The sequence below is a fragment of the Pedobacter steynii genome (assembly GCF_001721645.1).
GTDB lineage: Bacteria > Bacteroidota > Bacteroidia > Sphingobacteriales > Sphingobacteriaceae > Pedobacter > Pedobacter steynii_A.
Window position 1 is genome coordinate 4,438,112 of sequence record NZ_CP017141.1, and the last position, 22,619, is coordinate 4,460,730.

Sequence of the window (22,619 nt, forward strand, 5' to 3'; positions counted from 1 at the left end):
TTTTCCTTTATAGAACTTAAATACTAACCAAATGAACAAAAGATTTATCCTTATTTGTTCCTGTTTTATTTTATTCGCATTTAGTGGTTTTTCTCAGCAAATTGTCCGGGGAAAAGTAAGTGATGCAGGTAATGGAGCAGGCATTCCGGGTGCAAGTGTCCTTGTTAAAGGCAGCAGCTCCGGAACTTCAACTCAACCGGATGGTAGTTATAGCATTACTTTGCCGGCAAATGCTACAACACTGGTTGTAAAGTACCTCGGATATTTAAGTCAGGAGGTCCCGATTAATAACCGTAGCCTGATCAATATCAGCTTAACAGCGGATGAAACATCCCTGACGGAAGTGGTAGTGACCGCATTGGGCATTAAACGCAGTGAAAAGTCTATCGGTTATTCTACTCAAACCGTCAAAGGAGATAACCTTACGCTAACAAAAGAGCAAAATGTTCTGGGCTCCCTGGCCGGAAAGGTAGCCGGTGTGCAGGTGGTCGGATCTTCCGGAGCAAGCATGGGAGGAACACAGAAGATCAAAATCCGAGGAGTGAATTCCTTAAGTGGCAGCAGCTCTCCGTTGATCGTTGTAGATGGCACACCGATCTCTGATGCCAATTTCAGTACCGACAACGGAAATGGTGTGGATCTTGGAAATATCTCTCAGGACATCAATCCAGAAGATATTGAATCGCTCAACGTCCTAAAAGGTCCAACCGCCTCTGCACTCTATGGAATCCGCGGACAGAATGGAGTGATCATGATCACGACCCGAAAGGGGAGTAAAGGTGCTAAAAAAGTGGAGGTACGTTTCAATTCGGGTTTCTCTATCGAAAAAGTTGCCAATTTTATGCCTTTGCAAAACCTCTATGGAGTTGGTAATAACCAGACTTTTCTTACGCTCGCTAACGGAGAGAAATATATCAATGGAAATGACGAAAGCTGGGGGCCAAAGATGGATGGAACCCCGGTAAGAATGTATTATAGCTTTTATCCTCAGGACGCAGACTATGGAAAATCAACACCATTTGTTCCTCAACCAGATAATATCCGTGATTTTTATGAAACGGGAAAAAATATCAATAACAGCATATCGGTAACGGGGGGAAATGAGAATTCTTCTTATCGCTTGAGTTATAACAACGCTTATATTAATGGAACGATCCCGAATACATGGCTGAAAAGAAATAACCTGAGCCTAAGCTCAGATCTGAAGCTGAACGATAAACTCACCGTTGGTGTCAATGCGAATTATGCGAATAACAGTGGGCAACGGCCGGAACAAGGGTATCAGGGATCTTTCTCCGGTGCAACCCAGTGGTTTCAACGCAATATAGACATCAACAGATTAAGAAATTATCAATATGCTGATGGTACGATTATGAACTGGAATGTTAACCCGAACACGAACACGGGGATGATTACCAGTGCAAACAACAAGCCCAGCGACTGGAATAATCCATTCTTTGATGCTTATAAGAGTTTAAATAATGATGATCGTGACCGTTTATTTGGTGATGTAAGCCTGAACTATCAGGTTTTACCGGAATTGAAATTGAGTGCCTTCGTACGTTCAGACCGTTATACTCAGAATATCTCTCATAAAGAGGCTTTTGGAGGCCGTCTGGATGATGCCTATTCGGTGGGGAAATACCAGGGAATAGATAACAATTATGAGTTCCTGGGGCAATATAACAAGCAGTTTGGGGATATTTCCTTAACAGGAAATTTAGGCGCCAATCTCTATACGGAGAAGTTTACTCAAACTTTTCAGGCTACCGTGGGTGGTTTATCAAGCCCTGATTATTACAGCATGGCTGCCTCGGTAGATCGTCCGGAAAGCACTTCTTTTCTGCGTAGAAAGGAAGTTCGCAGCGCTTATGCGATGGCTTCTGTGGGGTATAAGGACACCTATTTTCTGGATGCTTCCCTTAGGAACGACAATTCTTCGACATTACCGAAAAACAACAATTCCTATTGGTATTACTCTGTTTCAGGTAGTTTTGTTTTCAGTCAGTTAGTGAAATGGGAACCGCTTTCTTTTGGGAAACTCAGGGCTAGTTATGCAGTAGCAGGTTCTGATAGTAAGCCTTATCAGGTTAATCCTTTCTACTCTCCTGGCAGTGTATATAAAAATACGACCATTAATATCAATACCTTATTTGTTCCGGACAGGCTGAACAATTCTGACCTCAAGCCTGCTTTTGCCAACTCTTTTGAAATAGGAACAGACCTGAAATTTCTGGACAACAGACTGGGTTTTGAATTCAGTTATTATCAGCAGAAAAATAAAAACCAGATCCTCAATCTTTCTGTATCAGGAGCAAGCGGGTATACGTCAAATGTAGTCAATGCAGGAATGATTCAGAACCAGGGGATTGAATTCTCCTTATCCGGTACACCCATCCGTTCCAAGCTGTTTAGCTGGGATGCGACATTGAATTTTAACCGTAATAAAAGTATCATCAAGGAATTGTATCAGGACTTGCCGGTCTACCAGTTAGACGTAAATACCTATTCCAGTGTCAACATGTACCTGAATGCGACAGTGAATAAGGGGTTTGGAAGCCTGGTCGGACAAGCCTATGCGCGTGATCCCCAAACCGGAAAAATTCTTTTAGGTTCGGATAACCTACCTTTGGTGGAAACCAATCATGATTTTGGAAGTGTACTGCCTAAGTTTACCGGTGGATTCCTGAATAATTTTAAAATAGGGCAGTTTGACGTCTCGGCAATGATCGACTTCCAAAAGGGCGGTCAGTTTTTTAGCTGGACAAAAATGTTGGCCACAAAATCAGGACAGGCAGCAGAAACTGCGGTGATGAATGACAGAGGTGCAAATGTACGTGATCCTCTTGCCGATGGCGGAGGGGTAAAGCTGAATGGAATCTATGGACCTGGAACAAAAATAGCGGGGGTAGATGTAAGTGGACAGGAATTTAACGGTTATGTAGATGCAAGATCCTATTTCAGAAATTCTATCGGCACTAAAATCTACGAGGAATGGTTATATGATGCTTCTTATATCAAGTTGAGAGAGGTGAGTATCGGCTATAACTTTAGCGGTGATTTCATGAAAAAAACTCCTTTCAAATCAGCTAAACTGGCAGTGATAGCCAGAAACCCTGTAATGATCTGGCAAAAAGCACCAAAAGGATTGGATCCTTCCGAATTGTCTACCGGAAGTGCCTCGATCAGCTGGCTGGAAAAAGGAGAACTGCAAACCGTACGCTCTTATGGTATTAACCTGAATCTGACATTTTAATTTCTACTTCAATGAAACAACTTTATATAGGTCTGGCCGCCATGTTTGTCTTAACAGCAACGGGCTGCAACAAATTTGATGACGACATCAACAAGGAACCCAATAATCCCGAAAAAGCATCTGCGACACAATTGATTGCCAGTGCACAGCAGTCTCTCCCGGATATCGGCTCTGCATTTGATAAGAATGCCTCTCCTTATGGTATTCATTATCCTCAATATATTTCCGGGACTACCTTTACCGAAAATAGCCGCTACAATACAGTCAACTTTAATTTTTATCCCATTTATGCAGGGCCGCTGATGAATTTGCAAGAGGCAATCAGAGTGGCCTCCAACCCAAACGAAGGGCCGGTTCCGAATCAGATTGCGGTAGCAACGATACTGAAAGCTTATTACTTCTGGCATATTACCGATCGTTGGGGAGCGGTTCCCTATACCGATGCACTTAAAGGACGTGAAGACTTTACACCTGCATACAATACACAACAGCAGATTTATACCGATCTCTTTAAATCACTGGACGAAGCAAATGCAGCTTTTGTTGCGGGTAGCATTAAGAATGATATCATCTATAATGGTGACGTGAGCAAATGGAAGAAATTAGGGAATACCATTCATCTGTTAATGGCATTACGTCTTTCTAAGATAGATCCTGTAAAAGGTGCGGAAGAGTTTAAAAAGGCACTGGCAAATGGAATCATGGAAAGTAACACAGACAATTTTAATTATGTTCATCTGGTGGATAAGGTGAATGAAAACTTCTGGTATACTTCCTTTACCCGTTTAAAAAGAAACTGGTTTGCAGTGAGCAAGCCGGTTATTGACTATATGCAGCCCTTAAATGATCCCCGTTTGCCTGTTTTTGCTGACAAAAATGTAGCAGGTAATTATGTAGGATTAGAATACGGTCTTCCGGGATCCGTTTCGGTGGTGATCAATAACATTTCTTTATTGGGCACTGCACTTCGTCAGCAAAATTCACCGGTATATCTGGTAACTCATGCCCAGGCCTTGTTTGCAAAAGCAGAAGCAGCCAAGCTGGGCTGGATTCCTGGTGGAGATGGGGAGGCTAAAGCCAATTATGATATGGCGATTCAGCAATCCATCCTTCAGTGGACCAACAGCAGCAATGGTGCAGCAGAATTTTTGGAGCAGTCGCAGGTCGCATACAATGCGGCTACAGGTTTGCGTCAGATTGCAGAACAACGCTGGATCCATCTCTTTATGCATGGTTATGAAGGTTGGGCAGAATGGAGAAGAACTGGATATCCGCTGTTGAGTCCTGCACCAAATAATAACAGCCAGGAGATTCCAAGAAGAGAAGGTTATCCTACTCAGGAAATCGCCAATAATGGGGTAAACTACAGTGCTGCAGTATCCGCCTTCCCGTATGGAGGAGCAGATAACCTGGACAGCAGGGTCTGGTGGGATAAACCATAACCACATAAAAAAGGCAGGGATTTTTCAAATACCTGCCTTTTTTAATGAGATAGCGGAACTATCCGAAGAACAGATAACATAAACTGATTGCAGTACAAACACCTACCAAATCCGCCAGCAACATTGCACCAATGGCGTATCGGGTATTGGTGATACTTACTGAGCCGAAATATACGGCAATCACATAAAAGGTAGTATCTGAAGAGCCTTGTAAAATACTGGACAACCTTCCTGCAAAGGAATCTGGTCCATGTGCGGTCATGGTATCAATCATCATTCCTCTGGCGCCACTTCCACTCAATGGCCTGATCAGCGCGGTCGGAATTCCATCGATAAAACGGGAATCAGCACCCAATATAGTACATAAATGTTTTAATCCGTTGATGACCATATCAAAGGTGCCGCTGGTGCGTAGTAAACTAATAGCAATCAACATGCCCACCAGGTAGGGAATGATGCGGATAGCGGTCTCAAAACCACCTTTAGCACCTTCTACGAAAGCATCGTATACATTGATCTTCTTATACAATCCGCCGAGAACGATAAGAAAGAAAATCAATAGCAGTAACCCGTTACTCAGAATTCCTGAAAATTGCTGGAGGCCGGAAGTACTCAGGCTCGTTAAATATAAAACCAGTAAGGCAATTATAGAAGAAAGGCTCAGTACCCAACCCAGAATCACCGGTTGAAAAACATTGATCTTTTGTTTGAAGGAAACAATGAACATCGCAGCCATAGTGGCAACAAAAGTGGCGATCATACAAGGGATAAAAATATCTGTAGGATTGGCCGAATTTAAAGAAGCACGGACGGCAATGATGCTTACCGGAATCAGGGTTAAGCCAGAGGCATGTAGACAAAGGAACATGATCTGAGCATTGGAAGCGGTATCTTTACTCGGATTTAGTTCCTGTAAACTCTCCATGCTTTTTAATCCGAAAGGGGTAGCGGCATTGTCAAGGCCTAATAAATTGGCCGAAAAATTCATTACCATATGTCCGGTAGCAGGATGCCCCTTAGGAATGTCAGGAAAGAGTTTTGAGAAGAATGGTCCAATAATTCTGGACAACAAACGGATACCTCCTGCTTTTTCGGCAATGCTCATAAACCCCATAAACAAGGCCATAATACCGATCAGTTTTAAGCAGATGTTGACTGCTGTCCAGCAGGTTTCAATTACGCCGTCTACTTTGAGCAGATTTCCGGGATCACTGGCTTTTCCAATAATCATCAGGTTGAAAATTTCGGTTTCGCCCAAAAAGAAACATTTTATACTGGCAACCACAATCGCAATGATGATGAAAGCGGACCAGATTCTACTTAATGCCATTAAAATAAAATTAGTTGAATGGTTAAATTTATAGTTTTGATTCTAATAATCCGTTTTTAAAGCATAATAAAATGCAGGAACAGGTAAAAGATTTAAAAAAGAGCTTAAAAAACAAAAGGTCCTGCACATCATGCAGGACCTTTTGAATAATGGAGAATCTCTATGGTTTTTCGTCTGTCAGTTCAAAACCCCATGTTTTTCCTTTTTCCGTAGCAGGAATCCCTGAGGTCATCCATGCAGGAGCTTTTGCCCCTTTCAGGTAATAATCAAAGAATTGTTGTTCGCGAATCTGAATGTCTTTTCTGTTCTGACGTTGTACCAGGTTGTGTGCTTCGTTATTGTAGTTTAACATCCATACTGGTTTTCCTAAGCGTCTGAGACCGGTAAACATCTCTATTCCCTGGTACCATGGTACGGCACCATCGGCGTCATTAGCCATAATCACTACCGGAGTGTTGACTTTCGGTAAGGAGAATAAAGGAGAGTTCTCTATGTACAGTTCTGGTTTCTCCCATAAGGTTGCACCAATCCTGCTCTGTGTTTTCTCATATTGGAACTGTCTGTTCATACCGCTTTCCCAACGCATTCCGCCATAGGCAGAAGTCATGTTTACCACTGGTGCACCAGACCAGGCAGCAGCATACATATTGGTGCGTGTAATCAGGTGAGCAACCTGGTAACCGCCCCAGCTTTGTCCCTGGATTCCGATCTTGCTACCGTCTATCCATGAATTTTTCTTTAAGGATTCTACACCCGAATTGATAAACTCTTCAGCAGATTTTCCAGGATATCCTTTTTCATAGCTGATATCCGGAGCGAAAACCAGGTAACCATTGCTCACAAAGAAAGGAATGTTTAAGCGGGATGGGGTAGGAGCCGGTGCTTGGTAAGCATATAATCCATCAGATAGTTTTTCATAGAAATAAACGATCATAGGATATTTTTTTGCCGGATCAAAGTTTTCCGGTTTATAGAGAATTCCATTGGATTTATATCCTTTAGGGGTCTCCCATTTTACCAGTTCTGCTGTTCCCCAGTTGTAGTTTTGTTGCTGCGGATTGGTATTGCTCAGCTTGATTTCTGTTTTCAGATCTTTGGAAACATACACGTCAGGAGAGATGCTGTAATTTCCTTTATCGTAGATGTATTCCTCTGCGTCTTTGGCTTTTACCAGATTCGAGTATTTGAATTTCCCCATAACGATCAACTCGGGATTCTTCGTATCGCCGACATTGGTTTTATAGAAACCATTCTCTTTGTTGAGGTTGTTTAATACATCCATAATAATCGTTTCTTTCTTTCCAAGGAAGCGGCTTTCCGGATCTAATTTCTGGTAACGGAAAGTCAGGCTGTTTTGTCTGCCAAAACCATTGGTCATATTCTTAGCTGGGTTTTTCCCTTCGGGAGAGAATTCCCAGATGTCGTACCTGTCGTAAATCAGAACAGTCTTATCTTCTTCAGTCCAGGCTGCAAGTCCATAAGCGGAAGGATCATCCGGAACATCGTTTTCTTCGTCTACCAGTTTAACTGTCATGCCGTTGTTTAAGTGGGTCACTTTTCCAGTCGCGATGGCATAGGTATACCAGTTGGAATTGGTCTGATCAAAATAAATCACATATTTTCCATTAGGGGATGCCATGGCATTGCCACTCAGGCCTTCAATGATTTTCTTTCTTGCTCCGGTTTTGACATCTACAAGATAATAGTCTCTGATCGAATTTGCTGTCCATTGTTGTTGAATCCTGTTGCCAAAATCAGTAGCAGCCAATGCATAAGGGGCATTTCCTTCATTGATCATCGTGGCATCAGGTAATTTAAGGTCAGTAAGCGGAATGATTCTGGGATCGCTGTTGAAGATTTCAATGGTACTTAGGTAGGATCTTTTTGATTCGCGTTCCGCATTCTTCAACTGCATGGGCTGAAGATAATCGTCCTTATAGCCCCAAACATCCAGCTTTGCATTTTCAAAATCTACCAAAGTCGTGTCCTTGGCTTTTTTAACCGGAGCAATGCCAAAGAATAACCTGGTTCCGTCTTTGCTGAAGTTTACTTTTCCATCACCACTTACGGCCCATTTTGCAGGCATTCCAGGAATTTCATTGTCTACCAAAATCTGAGCAGTATCTAAGGAAAGGGAATTGTAATATACATTATAGGTTTTGATTTCTGTCTTTTCCGGACTTTGTTCTCCTACAAAAGCAAGGTAATCTCCGTCTTCAGTAAAGCTAAAGTTTTTAAAGGTTCCTTTTCCTTTAACCAAAGTTTTCAGGGTCCCTTTTTCCGTATTCAATACAAAGACACCTGCGGGAGCAGATTTGTCTTTTTTAGCTCCTGTGCAAGCAAAAATAAGCTGTTTTCCATTTTTGCTGAAAGCGTATTCGCTAACATATTTGAAGCTGCGCTCCAGACCGGTAGTCAGGTTTTTTAGAATCAGATCTGTGCCTTCCTGTTTTGAAGCTGTTGCAGATTCCTCATCGGCGAAGAAATCCTGATTGTCTTTTTTATCGGGACTAGTGGAAGCACCAGCCTTTTTCGTGGTATCTACTGGTTTTTCCAGTTGATAGGCCAGGAAGCCTCCGCTTTTCTCCGGCATTTTGAAAGATTTTACCCGCGCAACTTTTACAATCCCGAGATTGGTTAAGTTGGCTAAACCAAGACTGTCTTTCGGCATGTCATCGGCTTTTTTCTTTTTGATCTTAGCCTGGCGGATGTCTTTTTGAAATGCCTTGATTGCAAAGACCGCATATTTTGAATCTGCACTGAATTGTGCATTTGTAGCCCGGTGAACTTTTATTTTAGAGTTATTGATCAGGTTGTTCAGGTATAGATTGGCATCTCCTTCCTGTTGGTTCACCCCATACATCGCCCATTGTCCGTTATTGGAGAGTTGTTTCGCTCCAACAGATTCCCAGGTATCATAGACACTATGATCCAGCGGTTTTTTCTGCGCCAGAGCGACGCTGGAAAACAATAGAAAAGTTAGGGTAAGTTTTTTGTGCATCATAAAAAGCTATTTTTTTCTAAAAATTGTGATTTTTTGACAGATATTCTCATTACGAACCAAATTTTTACAATAATGAAAGGTCATTAAACAAAAAAAGCACCCCTGAGGGTGCTTTTTAAGGTCTGTAAAAGACTATTTGTTCTTTTTCGACTGGATCTGCGTTTGTTGTTGTTGACGCATATAATCGTCTAATCTCGACTGAAATTTAGATTTCTTTTTTGTTTCTACAGGTTTTGTTTTGTTCTCCTGTAAAGTGCGGTGAATTTTCTCATCATCAACCATAGATTTGATCAGGAACTGCTGAGCAAAAGTCAACATATTTGCCAGGAAGTAATAATAGTTTAATCCTGATGGATAGCTGTTCAGTACGCCTAAGAAAATGATTGGCATAATGTATCCGATGTACTTCATCTGTCCGGTTGCACCAGAGATCTGGTTGTTGAAATAAGTATAGATCAATGTTGAAATCGTCATCAACACACACATCAGACTCAGGTGATCTCCGATAAATGGAATGGTGAAACCAAATTTGATGAAATCATCATAAGTGGAAAGATCTTTCATCCATAGGAAGCTTTCTCCTCTTAACTCGAATAAGTTCGGGAAAAAGAAGAAGAAGGCCATTACAAAAGGAAGCTGAAGGAGCATTGGTAAACAACCTCCCAAAGGATTTACACCCACCTGTTTGTAGAGTTTCAGGTATTCCTGTTGTAATAGGGTAGGGTTATCATCGCCAACCTTAGCCTTGATCTCATCCATCTCCGGTTTAAGAATTCTCATCTTAGCCATCGAGATATATGATTTGTAAGTCAAAGGAGACATCGCTACTTTCAAAAGAATGGTCAGGATCAGAATGATCAGGCCATAGTTCCATCCAAAACCTTCCAAAAATTTAAATACCGGCAGTACAATAAATCTGTTGATGTATTTCAATGGCCAGTAACCCATATCTACCTGTTTCTCAATTTCGTGACCCTGCTTTTTCAATACATCGAACTTATTGGTACCGAAGTAGAAATCCATCGCATAATTTTGCGAAGCCAGTTGTCCGAAATGCATTTTCATATCTGCCGCATAACGTTTGATTTCACCAGGCTGAGTCAATACGGTAACACCCAGTTTTCCGCTTTCAAAAGCTACTTTAGGGATCAATACCGCAGAGAAAAACTGTTGTTTAAAGGAGAACCATTCGATCTTTCCTTTTTTCAACTCTTCAGTTTCATCTTTAGCAATGCTCAAATGATCAGGAGTTTCATTTACGTATTTATAGAAAGGAGCAGCATGCTCTTTCTCTTTTTTACCTGATTTCTCCTGCTCCAGTAGTGTAGTTTCCCAGTTCAGGGCTACAGAGTCTGTTTGAATCACCTGATTTAAACCATTCAGGTTGATATTGAAGGCCACGTTATTGCTTTTAGGCTTCAGGTCATAAGTATACTCAATGTATTTATCACCCAGGTAATTCGCACGCATACTTACCAGGTTTCCGGTTTTTGTAGCCGTAAAATAAAGATCATTGGTATTTACTTCTTTACCGGCAATATTCATTTTTAAGCCAAACTTATTCTGGTTTCCGTCAAATAAGATGACCGGCTTACCGTCATAGGTTTTTTGATCTTTTACCTCTACAGATAAGATTTTACCACCTTTATTGGTTAGCGTCAACTTCAGGTTCTCATTTTCAAGAACAGTAGTCTGAACAGTACCTGCGATGCTGCCACCGAAAGGTCCTGATAATGTAGCTGAATCAACTGCAGGAGTTGTGGCTGCTGCGGTTGAGGGAGCAGTAGTTTTTGTGGCTGCTGCGACTTTTTTCAAAGAATCTGCAGCAATTCTTTCCTTTTCTTTATTGATTTCAGTCTGACTGGGACCAAAAAAGTAAAAAGAACCGGCCAAAACGATCATGATCAGGAACAGGCCTGTAAACGTATTTCTATCCATTATTGTTATTTAAACTCGTATTATTTTATTTTCTTCTTCGCAAATTCCATCGCGGCGGCGACAAATTTAACAAAAAGTGGGTGAGGATTAGCAACTGTTGATTTTAATTCCGGGTGAAACTGTCCGCCTACGAAGAAAGGGTGGTTTTTCAACTCTACAATCTCCACCAAATGGCTATCCGGATTTAATCCTGAAGCAATCATTCCACCTGCTTCATATTGAGCCAGGTAATCATTATTGAATTCATAACGATGTCTGTGACGCTCAGTGATGTGGGTTTTTCCATAGGCAGCATAAGCCTTGGTTCCCTTTTTAAGATCACATGGATAAGATCCTAAACGCATGGTACCACCTTTATTGGTCACACTTTTCTGATCTTCCATCATGTTGATTACCGGATTTTCTGTGTTTTCATCAATTTCTGTGGTATTGGCATTTTTTAAACCCAATACATTTCTGCCATATTCGATTACCGCACACTGCATACCCAAACAGATACCAAAGAATGGAACATCATGCTCACGTACATATTGGATCGCGTCAATCTTTCCTTCAATACCACGGCTTCCAAAACCGGGAGCAACCAGCACACCATCAAGGTGCATTAGTCTTTCTTTAGCATTTTCAGGATGTATTCCTTCAGAATGGATGTATTCTACTTTTACTTTACATTCATTTTTAGCTCCTGCGTGTACAAAAGATTCAATGATTGACTTGTAAGCATCAGGAAGCTCAACGTATTTACCAATCAGACCGATCTTCACCTCAGCAGTTGGATTTTTTAAACGGCCAAGGAAATCTTTCCAGCTTTCCATATCCGGCTCGTTCTTCTGAGCAAGCTTCAATTTGCTCAATACTGTTTTATCCAGTTGCTCTTTCATCATTAGCAATGGAACATCATAAATGGTAGACGCATCAATAGATTCTACTACGGCATTTACGTTTACATTACAGAACAGGGCAATCTTTTTACGGATATCAGCATTGATTCTATGTTCTGTACGGCATACAAGAATATCTGGTTGAATACCATATTCCAATAATGCTTTTACAGAGTGTTGTGTTGGTTTTGTTTTTAGCTCACCTGCAGCGGCCAGGAAAGGAATCAGCGTTAAGTGAATTACGATGGCATTGTTTGCACCTTCTTCCCATTTGAACTGACGTACAGCTTCAATAAATGGTAAAGACTCAATATCGCCAACAGTTCCACCCAATTCAGTGATTACAATATCGTATTTGCCGCTATCGCCCAGAATGCGCATGTTGCGTTTGATCTCATCAGTAATGTGAGGAACAACCTGAACCGTTTTTCCAAGATATTCTCCTTGTCTTTCTTTATTGATTACATTCTGATAAATCCGGCCGGTAGTGATGTTGTTTGCTTGTGAAGTAGGGACATTCAGAAAGCGTTCGTAGTGACCAAGGTCAAGATCTGTTTCAGCACCGTCTTCAGTAACATAGCATTCCCCATGTTCATACGGATTTAATGTTCCCGGATCAATGTTGATATAGGGATCAAATTTTTGAATGGCTACACTGTAACCTCTTGCTTGTAATAATTTGGCTAATGAAGCGGAGATGATGCCCTTACCTAATGAGGAAGTAACACCGCCCGTAACAAAAATATACTTAGTCATGCTTTGTGAGTTTCTGATATAAAAGCAGCTTTTATGCTACTTTTATTGTTTTTGTACGGGATACAAAGTTAGCAAATAAAACGGAAGCTAAAGGGCTAATTGTACAAATAAAATTGCACGCCTAAAAGTGGAGGTAAGCGCTTATCGCTGAAAATGTTACAGGACGAAACCGTAGAGCCGCTTTTTCAGGTCCTCAGGTTTTTCCTTTTTTTGTTCATCATATCGGGTAAATAATTCCAGCAATTTCCTGAAATCTTTTTCCGTCTGTGTTTTCTTTCCTTTTGAAGGTGGAACAATATCTGCAACGGGATTGCTGAAAGCATTGACTTTAGTTGCAAACCAGGTGGTGTAATAACGGGGAATGGCAAGACCAAGAATCATTCCCGGTAATCCACTGAATCCTTCCGGCCCCCCTCTTAATAAAATCTCATCGGTATAAAAAGCAACGACATAAACCGTATCATTAATCCTGCCAATAGCCTTTCTGCATTCATAGCCTGCAATATTGCGCACGTCGTGCATGATCTTCCAGTCTACCTTAGGGATGGTATCATTCAGGAGGTAATCTTCTCCCATGATTCTCTTTTTTAATACCCTGCTTTGTTTTTGATAATCAGCATACAGCTCATTTTCCGGCTCTCCTGCGAAATCGAAAAAAAGGTTGTTGTTGTCCTCAGACTCTTGTTTTATGGATTTGAAAATTGATTTTGTCCGGTCAAAGGACAATTCCCAGTTCGTCACTTTATATTTTTTTATTTTTTCCTTGGCTTCATCGGGAATATCCCACTCTGCCAGACTTCGCTGCAGATTGATCTTTTTCTCAAAGCTGATCTTGCCATAAGGAATGAATAGCTGCTGTGCCTTCATACCTGTACAGGTGCAGATAAAAAATAAGAAGGGAGCGAGCCTTTTCATCATCTTATGGGTTAACAACAGTTTTGGTAAAATTACCACTTAAATTCCAGCTTACACCAAATAATACATAACGCGGAATATAGCTAAATGTGTTTTCACTAATCACGTTACCCCCAACAAAACGGTTGTATCCAATCTTCTGGTTCAGGATATCGGTTACTGTTAATTTAAGTTCCAGGGCCTCACCTTTACCCATTTTCATGGCCAGATAGCTGTTCCAGATCACCACATTCAGGTCCTGGCCAAAAGAGGCATTTGCAGGTCTTAAGGAAACAGAAACCGTACTGTTGAATTCTGTCCGGTAAGGAAGCTGCACCGTACCTGAAAATTCATGGTTATGGGTGATGCTTTTTCCGTCATTAATGCCACCGATGGATGATTTACCATACATAATTGTTGCTGATGGCGAATAACTGACATCTACTTTGGAGGTATAATAGTTAAACGAGCCTTTGACGTTATATTGTGTGTTTGCAGTCCGGTTTTTTACTGCATTGATGATGGCGATATTGTTGGATCTGTAGAAACTCATATCAAGGCCCATCCGGAAATGAAGTTTGGAAAATCCTTTTGAATAATAGACGTTTCCGCTTAAGGAATTGTTCCCGTCTAGATTGACGAAGCTGGATATCCTTTTGTTGAACTCATCTACATTTTCTGAGTTTGCAATTGCATTATTGGTGAAACCGTAATTCAGGTACCCGGAGATATACTGATCGGAGTTCATTAAAAAGCTATTGTAGGAAACCCCGAAATTATTGGTAAAAGAAGGCCTGAGCAGTGGATTTCCGATCACCTGAAACAAGGGGTTATTAATCTGTCTTACCGGCTGGATCTGTTCAATACTTGGCTGCTGGGTAAACCCATTGTAATTCACCGCGAGACTGGTATTGTTGCTGAGTTTATAATACAGATTGGTACGCGGGGAAAGGTTCAGGTATTTGCGCTGAAAATTACTGCCAAGGTCAAGATCTTTCAGCTCAAATGTTGTAATAGTGGCTTCCAGTCCGCTGGAAATGGAGAAATTTTTTGCTTTATACTGAAAAATCATTTTTCCAATGTTCGAGAAATTGATGAATTTAAAGTCATTACTCAGGGAATCTATTTTTGTTTTGATTCCGGTAGTATAATTCTGAACAAGTCTGTTGCTGCTGGAAGAAATGGTTTTGAAAGTATAACCTGCTTCCAAAGACCACCTTTTGGTGAGTGTTTCCGCATAACTGATCCTGGTCCCGATAGAGTTTTGTGTTCCCGAATTGTTCTTTATCAGGTTGATGTCTTCACTTCGGTTCCAGTTTCCATTGTTATCATAATATTCGGTATGGTTTAAACTTCGTTCCAATCCTTTATTGTTCAGATTTTCCGGCTGAATATCGATAGACAAAGCCCGTCCCTTTTTTTTGAACCTTCTTGACCAGTTGATGTTTCCATTAAAGGTATCACTGAAGCCATTTCCGATATTAGACTGGTTATTCTGACTAATGATCTGTCCGGTTTCACTGCTACTTCCGTTAATGGTGCCGGATTCGGTATAATTCCGGTTCTTTTTCAGTCCGAAAGAAATTTTTAAGGTAGACAAAGAATCGATATGATAGTTGTAAGTACCACGGATGTTTTCTCCGGTAACCTTGGAACGGTCGTCGGTTTTCCCCTGACTAAAAAAACGTTTTCCATCGGGCAGGAGCTCCTGAGAATTGGAGGTTTTGATATTGGTGTTCTTGTTGTCAAAGACCTTGAAGTTTAATTTCAGGCCCATTTTATTGCTATAGAATTTATCAGAGAAATGAGCTCCCAGATTTAGATTGCTGGGTAAACCTCCTGTAGAAGAATAATAATCGTCGTCGTCATCTCCGCCGGAAGAATACATAATAGAGCTCCCATCATCACCAACCTCTATCTGATCATACTCTTCGCCTTTTAATTTTCTCATGGAATTGTTAATCTTGGACTCATTGTCCAGAGTAGAATAAGTGCCGAAAATGGCAGTTTTGAGTTTATTCTTAAAAATACCCATCATTCCGCCATAATCCTGAAAATTGGAGCTGCCGGCATTGGCATCAAGAGTAGACAGGTATCCGTTCCTGGCGTTCTCTTTTAATTTAATATTGATGGTTTTATTTTTTATCCCGTCATCAATGCCGGTTAGTTCTGCTGTTTTACTTTTTCTATCGTATACCTGAACCTCATCCACCGCATTGGCCTTGAGGTATTTTGTAGCCAGCAGGGGATCATCTCCGAAAAACTCATCTCCATCAACGAGCACCGTTTTTACTTCCTTGCCCTGAGCTTTAATTGTTCCGTTTTTATCTACATTTATTCCGGGAAGTCTTTTTAAAAGTTCCTGTACATTGGCATTGGTGCGTACGGCAAAACTATCGGCCTGAAAGACAAGTGTATCACCCCGCATGCGGACGGCATTCTTTGTTGCCGCGATGACTACTTCATTGAGCAGCTTGGATTTCAGCTCCATATTGATCCTGCCCAGATCCAGCACTGTATTTTCTGATAACCTTAAATTACGGACATAATCGGCCATTTTCGGATAGCTGATTAGAAGCTTGTAGTCGCCTTTGGCCAGATTACTCCATTCAAAACGCCCCTCTTTATCGGCACGTACTGTTCTGACCAATATAGAATCGGCAGAACGGAGCAGTAACACCGAGCTATTTTCCAGAACCTTTTTCTCCAATGTATCAGCAACTATTCCTTTGATACTTGCTCTTTGTGCTAAAACGGTAAAAGAAAATAAAGTGAAAAGTATATAAATGAAAAATTTTTTCAGCATAAATTACCGGGTAACAATCCTAGAGAGTTCCTAAATCTAATAACTATTTTTTTGTAAGTATTAATTTTTAGGAATATTATTGGTTTTTGAGAGAAAATTTAAGCGGATATAAAAAATGCCCGGAATTTTCCGGGCACCTTCGTTAAATTATATTTGGTTAGAATATGCTGGTTTTGGTTGTTTATTTTTAGTTCTTTACATTTTGATTATCTAAATATAATGTAAAATATATTTTAATCACAATATAATTTTCAACTTTTTTTATAAAACGAACAAAAATATGCTGTTTTTGTACCAGGAAGCCTTTTTTGGCAGAATGCTGTGGATAGTTTTATAAAATGTTATTTGCAGCAACTATAGTAAGGCAGCACTTTCTGTTCCCTGGCAGACCAGGCAATATATACTTTTTGCTCATTTGATAAACGGTATTTGAAACCATTTAATCCGGATAGCTTTAACTCCTTAAAAAAGTTTTTATCAGGGGTATTGGCGTCAGGGCTTTCATTTTCTGTTACTGCCGGCTCCAAAAAGTTTTCATCCTCAAAGAACGATTTAAATTCCTGTTGAATAAATTCCTTTTGTTTCGACTCCTTATTCAGATCAAGTGTCGATTCATAATTTTTTATAAGATCTGTTGCCTTAAAATCTTTTTGATAGATTTTAATCCCGTTATGCGCGATAATATTAAAGCTCATCACCATATCTTTCGGAGATTCGCCATTAAGTACGACTTTAAACGTATCCACTTTTACAGAGTCACTGAAAGGTTTCAACACCTTGAAACCCGCTGCATCAGCCCCTGAGCTTTTTGCAGCGTCTGTTCCCTTATTGCCGTTGCAGGCCGCAAGAAATCCTAAAAAGAGTAAGATGCAGGTATAGCGGTTTTTCATGAGCGAATGATTTTATTCAGGTCTTCCGGAGTATCTATGGAAATGGTTTCTATGGCCGTTACCCTGGTCTGAATGGCATAACCGTTTTCTACCCATCTCAATTGCTCCAGGCTTTCGGCAATTTCCAAAGCAGAGGGTGGAAGCTGGGTAATTTCCAGTAATGCAGAAACAGTATAGCCATAAATACCAATGTGTTTATAGAACTGATGTGTTTTTAACCAGTTTTCCTTTTCTGCATTGCGGAGATAAGGAATGGTTTGCCGGCTAAAATAAACCGCTTCCTTTTTGTTGTTCAGAATAACTTTTGGAATATTATGGTTAAATAATTCTTCGGCAGTATGGATCTCTTTAATCAGGGTTGCCAGCTGGACTTCCCTGTCTTCAAAGCAGGAGATGAGCAGGTCAATCTGTGCAGGATCGATAAAAGGCTCGTCGCCCTGGATATTGATGACCACATCAAAGCCGGAAACCTGCCCTACAACTTCTGCACAGCGGTCTGTACCGCTCTGATGTGACGTGCCGGTCATGATGAATTCCCCGCCAAATTTTTTCACCTCTGCAGCGATGCGTTCATCATCGGTAGCAACTACAACCTGGTCTATTCCTGAAGCTTTAACCGCCTGTTCATAAACCCGGCGGATCATGCTTTTCCCCTGAATGTCTACCAGCGGTTTCCCCGGGAAACGGGTAGAGGCATAACGGGCAGGGATAACACCTAATACTTTCATCTTAAAATAATCCGTTTATTTCCGCATCAATAGATTGAATAATACTGCCAAGATCTTCCGGATTGTTCGTGAAATCAAGCTTGTCTTTATCCAGAATAAGCAATTTCCCAAGACTGTAATCTTTAATCCAGGCTTCATATTTTTCATTTAACTTGGAAAGATAATCAATTCGGATGCTGGCTTCATATTCACGGCCGCGACGTTGGATGTTGTTAACCAGGGTAGGAACAGAAGCACGAAGGTAAACCAGTACATCAGGAGGTTTGATAAATGAAGTGATGTTCTCAAAGATTGCCCGGTAATTGTGGTGGTCTCTGGTGGTCATCAGGCCCATTTCATGCAGGTTTTCCGCAAAGATATGGGCATCTTCATAAATCGTCCTGTCCTGAATGACATTGCGCTTATTGCTTTCAATCTCTACAATCTGTTGAAAACGGCTATTCAAAAAGTAAATCTGCAGGTTAAAACTCCAGCGTTTCATGTCGCTGTAAAAATCCTCCAGATATGGATTGTCTTCCACCGCTTCATACAAAGCTTCCCAGCCATAATGTTTGGCCAGTAAGCCTGTCAATGTGGTTTTTCCGGCACCAATGTTTCCAACTATAGCTATATGCATATATTTTATTTTAAGGTAGCTGTTATAGCTATATCATTAATAGTAAGATTAAAAGGATCTGAACCCGATTAATTCTCTTGCTTCTTTAATTGTTTTCTGGGCACTTTCTCTGGCTTTTAATGCGCCATGTTTGGCTACCTGACGCAGGTATGAAGTGTCTTTTGCAATGTCTTCAATCTTTTCACGGATAGGGGTGTTAAATACAATCATATCTTCAGCAAGCTGTTTCTTGAAATCACCGTAACGAATTGCGCAGCTGTTATAAAGGTCATCAAAGTGCTTCATGGTATCTGCCGGAGAAACGATTTTCATCAGGTCAAACAGATTCTGGATCGCCTCTGGTTTTTGCTGATTCTCTTCAGTTGGTCCGCCATCAGTTACCGCACGGGAAACTTTCTTACGGATCACTTCCGGGCTGTCTGATAAATAAATGCAATTGCCTTCTCCGGAAGACTTGCTCATTTTTCCGCTTCCATCCAGACCAGGTACTTTTACCAGGTTTTCAGAATAGTTGAAGGCCTGAGCTTCCGGAAAGAAGTCTGCATTATACAGCCTGTTGAAACGGTTCCCGAAAGTACGGGTCATTTCCAGGTGTTGTTCCTGATCTTTACCTACCGGTACTTTCACTGCTTTATGGATCAGAATATCTGCAGCCATTAAGGTCGGATAAGTCAGCAAACCTGCGTTTACATTGTCCGGTTGTGTCCTCACTTTATCTTTGAATGAAGTACTGCGCTCCAATTCGCCCATATAGGCGTTCATATTCAGATATAAATACAACTCTGCTACTTCAGGAACGTCAGATTGAATATAGATGGTGGTTTCTTCGGGATTGATTCCGCAAGCCAGGTATTCTACTAAAACATGTTTTACATAACCATGAAGATCGCCGGGAGTTGGATGGGTCGTTAAAGAATGAAGGTCTGCTATAAAAAAGAAGCAATTGAAATCATATTGCATCTTTACAAAGTTCTTTACTGCACCAAAATAATTTCCAAGGTGTAATTTTCCTGTAGGACGTATCCCGCTAACTACCGTTTCTTTCATAGGGACGAAATTAATAAAAAACAGGTATTAGGTCTGCCTATAATTTTATTTTTATGCGTTATAAATAGCTATTGTCCTGAATTTACATTTGCATGAACGTTTTCATCGGGCTTACTGCTTAATTTTTGTAGTTTTGGCGCAATGATTCGCCTGCTTAAGCACACCCATCGCCTCTATTCGATAACCGTTATTTTGTTGCTGTCTGCACTTTTCTATCCTTTTTATTACCTCGCCGCGAAATCGCCCAAAGGCTACGGAGCCTTAAACCAGCTGCGCAAAGTAAACAGCATCCTGAGCAGCTGGCTGAGCGGAATATTCTTTAAGTTTACCTATGAACAGCCGCTGGATCGGAACCAGACTTATATTTATTGCGCCAATCATGCTTCCAGTCTGGACATCATGGTATTTTGTATTCTGGCAAGGGGGAAATTTCATTTTATGGGGAAGGACGAACTTCGGAGCAACCCGGTATTGAAGATTTTCTTTAACACAATTGACATTTCCGTAGACCGTAAAAGTAAAATTTCTGCATTCCGGGCTTTCAAGAGAGCCGGTGAAACGCTGGAAAAGGGATGGAGCCTCATTATCTTCCCCGAAGGAGGGATTGATGGGGTACATTATCCTCCGGTATTGCATCCTTTTAAAAACGGACCTTTCCGCCTGGCCATTGAAAAGAATATCCCTGTTGTGGCAGTCAGCCTGACTGATGTATGGAAAAAAATGTGGGATGATGGTTCAAAATATGGTAGTACGCCGGGAATTTGTGATATTTACATCCATAAGCCAGTGGACACAACCGGTTTAACCATCGCAGATGCAGATTTTTTAAAGGATCGCATCTTTAATTTAATAAATAGTAAACTCATTAGAGCATGACCATAGATAAGCAGACGATACATAAAGTTGCAGACCTGGCAAGAATCGCGATCGAAGATAAAGAAGTCGATACATTGATGACGGATATGAATAAGATCCTTACATTTATGGAAAAGCTCAATGAGCTGGACACGACAGGTGTTGCCCCCCTTGTTTATATGAACGCTGAAGAGAATGTATGGCGTGAGGACCAGATAAAGCAGGAGATTTCCGTTGAAGACGGACTGAAGAATGCGGCGCGGCACAACGAAAACTTCTTTATGGTTCCAAAGATCATAGAAAAATAGGGGCAGAGTGTAACATCCCGGGGTGGCCGATTGTCTAAAACGAAACAGGAATAAATAAATTTCAATGGAAAAAGCGTTAATCAACATCAAAGATATAGGTCGTAAGTACGTGATAGGGTCGGAAGTAATCCATGCCCTGAAATCAGTTTCATTGGATATACATAAAGGAGAGTTTGTCGCATTGATGGGCCCCTCTGGTTCCGGTAAATCTACTCTGATGAATATTCTTGGTTGTCTGGATACACCTAGCAAGGGTGATTACGTGCTGAACGGGATCAATGTTAGCCAGATGACAGATAATGAGCTTGCAGAGGTGCGTAACAAAGAAATCGGGTTTGTTTTTCAGACCTTTAACTTATTACCCCGTTCTACTTCTTTGGATAATGTAGCGCTGCCATTAATTTACGCAGGAGCAAATAAAAAGGAAAGAGATGCAAGGGCACAGAAGGCATTGGAAAATGTAGGCCTGGGCAACAGGGTTACGCATAAACCCAATGAACTTTCCGGCGGCCAGCGCCAAAGGGTAGCCGTTGCACGGGCGCTGATCAACAACCCTTCTATTATTCTTGCGGATGAGCCAACAGGTAACCTGGATACGAAGACGTCCATAGAAATTATGGGTTTGCTGGAAGAGATTCACAGTAAGGGAAATACCATTATTCTGGTTACGCACGAAGAGGACATCGCTCAGCATGCACACCGTATCGTCAGGATGCGCGATGGATTGATTGAAAAAGATTATCAGAATACTGATGTAAAAACAGTTTCTCCACGTCTCACCAAGCTGGAGGCAAAAGGCGATGATTTTGAAAAAATAAGCTAATATTTCTTCATGAAGATATATACCAAGACCGGGGATAAGGGGCTAACCTCCCTGATTGGAGGCACCCGGGTACCTAAGTTCCATCTGCGTATAGAATGTTATGGAACTGTAGATGAACTGAACTCTTATATCGGGCTGATCATGTGTCAGGATATTGACGTTCATCATCAGAAAATACTAAAAGAAATCCAGGACAGGTTGTTTACGGTGGGCGCTTCTCTTGCGGCAGATCCGGAGAAATCAAGAATGAAAATCCCCGATTTGCACGAAAGTGACATCCATTTGCTCGAACAGGAAATGGATGATATGAATGAAGTGCTACCTGAATTGAAACATTTTGTATTGCCGGGCGGAACTACTGTGGTTTCTTTTTGTCATGTTGCACGCTGTATTTGTCGCCGTGCAGAGCGTTTAACCGTGCATTTGGCCTCAGAAAGCTTTGTTGACGAAAAAATGACTATATATTTAAACCGTTTAAGTGATTATTTATTTGTTTTGGCACGAAAACTGAATTTAGATGCAAAAACGGATGAAAACATCTGGATTCCGCGACTATAAATTGGTTGAAAAAAAGTTTGTTTTGCTCATGTTTTTTAATATACTTTTGCGAAACGAATTAGAATAACTTAATAGTATAAGAAATATGTATTGGACATTAGAACTCGCATCGCATTTGGAAGACGCTCCATGGCCTGCAACAAAAGACGAATTAATTGATTACGGTATAAGATCAGGTGCGCCTGTAGAGGTGATCGAAAATTTACAAGCTTTGGAAGATGATGGGGAACCATATGAAACCATTGAAGAAATCTGGCCTGATTATCCTACTAAAGATGATTTCTTCTTCAATGAAGATGAATATTAATCTTTAAGATTTTCTTAATGATGATTTAAAAGGCCCTGTGAATAACGGGGCCTTTCTTGTACAATTTGCTGTACGATTTTTTTAAGGTAAACTTTTTGGAACGAAGATTGTTTATGTAATGTCATGAGAATGTTTGACAGTTCTCTTCATTTTATCTAAAAAACATATCTAAAAATTAAA

The 22,619-nt window shown here is 40.9% G+C and carries 17 protein-coding genes; 7 read left to right on the forward strand and 10 right to left on the reverse strand.

What is annotated here, in order from left to right; all coding sequences use genetic code 11:
• The first annotated feature begins 31 nt into the window (after window positions 1-31).
• Window positions 32-3,256 (forward strand): SusC/RagA family TonB-linked outer membrane protein, encoded by a 3,225-nt coding sequence (locus BFS30_RS18350; RefSeq protein WP_069380621.1) that lies wholly within the window; start codon window positions 32-34, stop codon window positions 3,254-3,256.
• A gap of 11 nt (window positions 3,257-3,267) precedes the next feature.
• Window positions 3,268-4,698, forward strand: coding sequence for a SusD/RagB family nutrient-binding outer membrane lipoprotein (locus tag BFS30_RS18355; RefSeq protein WP_069380622.1), 1,431 nt, complete (start codon window positions 3,268-3,270; stop codon window positions 4,696-4,698).
• A 58-nt stretch (window positions 4,699-4,756) separates the two neighbouring features.
• On the opposite strand, the gene BFS30_RS18360 is transcribed toward BFS30_RS18355, so the two are convergent.
• From BFS30_RS18360 to trpS, 10 genes are all read right to left on the reverse strand, one after another.
• A complete protein-coding gene (locus tag BFS30_RS18360) occupies window positions 4,757-6,028 on the reverse strand; it encodes a nucleoside recognition domain-containing protein (RefSeq protein WP_069380623.1) in 1,272 nt (423 codons plus the stop codon).
• A 160-nt stretch (window positions 6,029-6,188) separates the two neighbouring features.
• Window positions 6,189-9,032, reverse strand: coding sequence for a prolyl oligopeptidase family serine peptidase (locus BFS30_RS18365; protein ID WP_237028602.1), 2,844 nt, complete (start codon window positions 9,030-9,032; stop codon window positions 6,189-6,191).
• A gap of 132 nt (window positions 9,033-9,164) precedes the next feature.
• Entirely contained in the window at window positions 9,165-10,970 is a 1,806-nt protein-coding gene (yidC, locus tag BFS30_RS18370; RefSeq protein WP_069380624.1) for a membrane protein insertase YidC, read from the reverse strand.
• Between the two features lie 20 nt (window positions 10,971-10,990).
• On the reverse strand, window positions 10,991-12,607 hold the full coding sequence (locus tag BFS30_RS18375; protein WP_069380625.1) for a CTP synthase: 1,617 nt from the start codon (window positions 12,605-12,607) through the stop codon (window positions 10,991-10,993).
• Window positions 12,608-12,763: 156 nt separating this feature from the next.
• Entirely contained in the window at window positions 12,764-13,525 is a 762-nt protein-coding gene (locus tag BFS30_RS18380; RefSeq protein ID WP_237028603.1) for a GLPGLI family protein, read from the reverse strand.
• A 1-nt stretch (window position 13,526) separates the two neighbouring features.
• A complete protein-coding gene (locus tag BFS30_RS18385) occupies window positions 13,527-16,307 on the reverse strand; it encodes an outer membrane beta-barrel family protein (protein ID WP_069380626.1) in 2,781 nt (926 codons plus the stop codon).
• Window positions 16,308-16,648: 341 nt separating this feature from the next.
• Window positions 16,649-17,197 carry a hypothetical protein gene (locus BFS30_RS18390; protein ID WP_069380627.1) on the reverse strand — a complete coding sequence of 183 codons (549 nt, stop codon included), beginning with the start codon at window positions 17,195-17,197 and terminating at the stop codon, window positions 16,649-16,651.
• Entirely contained in the window at window positions 17,194-17,925 is a 732-nt protein-coding gene (gene kdsB, locus BFS30_RS18395; RefSeq protein WP_069380628.1) for a 3-deoxy-manno-octulosonate cytidylyltransferase, read from the reverse strand. Before kdsB ends, BFS30_RS18390 begins: the two co-directional genes overlap by 4 nt.
• 1 nt (window position 17,926) lies before the next feature.
• Window positions 17,927-18,541 carry a deoxynucleoside kinase gene (locus BFS30_RS18400; protein ID WP_069380629.1) on the reverse strand — a complete coding sequence of 205 codons (615 nt, stop codon included), beginning with the start codon at window positions 18,539-18,541 and terminating at the stop codon, window positions 17,927-17,929.
• A 48-nt stretch (window positions 18,542-18,589) separates the two neighbouring features.
• Entirely contained in the window at window positions 18,590-19,588 is a 999-nt protein-coding gene (gene trpS, locus BFS30_RS18405; protein WP_069380630.1) for a tryptophan--tRNA ligase, read from the reverse strand.
• 141 nt (window positions 19,589-19,729) lie between these two features.
• Between trpS and BFS30_RS18410 the strand changes: the two genes are divergently transcribed.
• The 5 genes from BFS30_RS18410 to BFS30_RS18430 all read left to right on the forward strand — a co-directional run bounded on the left by BFS30_RS18410 (window position 19,730) and on the right by BFS30_RS18430 (window position 22,439).
• Window positions 19,730-20,464, forward strand: coding sequence for a lysophospholipid acyltransferase family protein (locus BFS30_RS18410; protein ID WP_069380631.1), 735 nt, complete (start codon window positions 19,730-19,732; stop codon window positions 20,462-20,464).
• Window positions 20,461-20,751, forward strand: a complete 291-nt coding sequence (gatC, locus tag BFS30_RS18415; protein WP_069380632.1) for an Asp-tRNA(Asn)/Glu-tRNA(Gln) amidotransferase subunit GatC — start codon at window positions 20,461-20,463, stop codon at window positions 20,749-20,751. Before BFS30_RS18410 ends, gatC begins: the two co-directional genes overlap by 4 nt.
• Before the next feature lie 64 nt (window positions 20,752-20,815).
• Entirely contained in the window at window positions 20,816-21,574 is a 759-nt protein-coding gene (locus BFS30_RS18420; protein ID WP_069380633.1) for an ABC transporter ATP-binding protein, read from the forward strand.
• A gap of 9 nt (window positions 21,575-21,583) precedes the next feature.
• Entirely contained in the window at window positions 21,584-22,132 is a 549-nt protein-coding gene (locus BFS30_RS18425; RefSeq protein ID WP_069380634.1) for a cob(I)yrinic acid a,c-diamide adenosyltransferase, read from the forward strand.
• Window positions 22,133-22,217: 85 nt separating this feature from the next.
• Window positions 22,218-22,439, forward strand: coding sequence for a DUF2795 domain-containing protein (locus BFS30_RS18430; RefSeq protein WP_008240955.1), 222 nt, complete (start codon window positions 22,218-22,220; stop codon window positions 22,437-22,439).
• The last annotated feature ends 180 nt before the right edge of the window (window positions 22,440-22,619 follow it).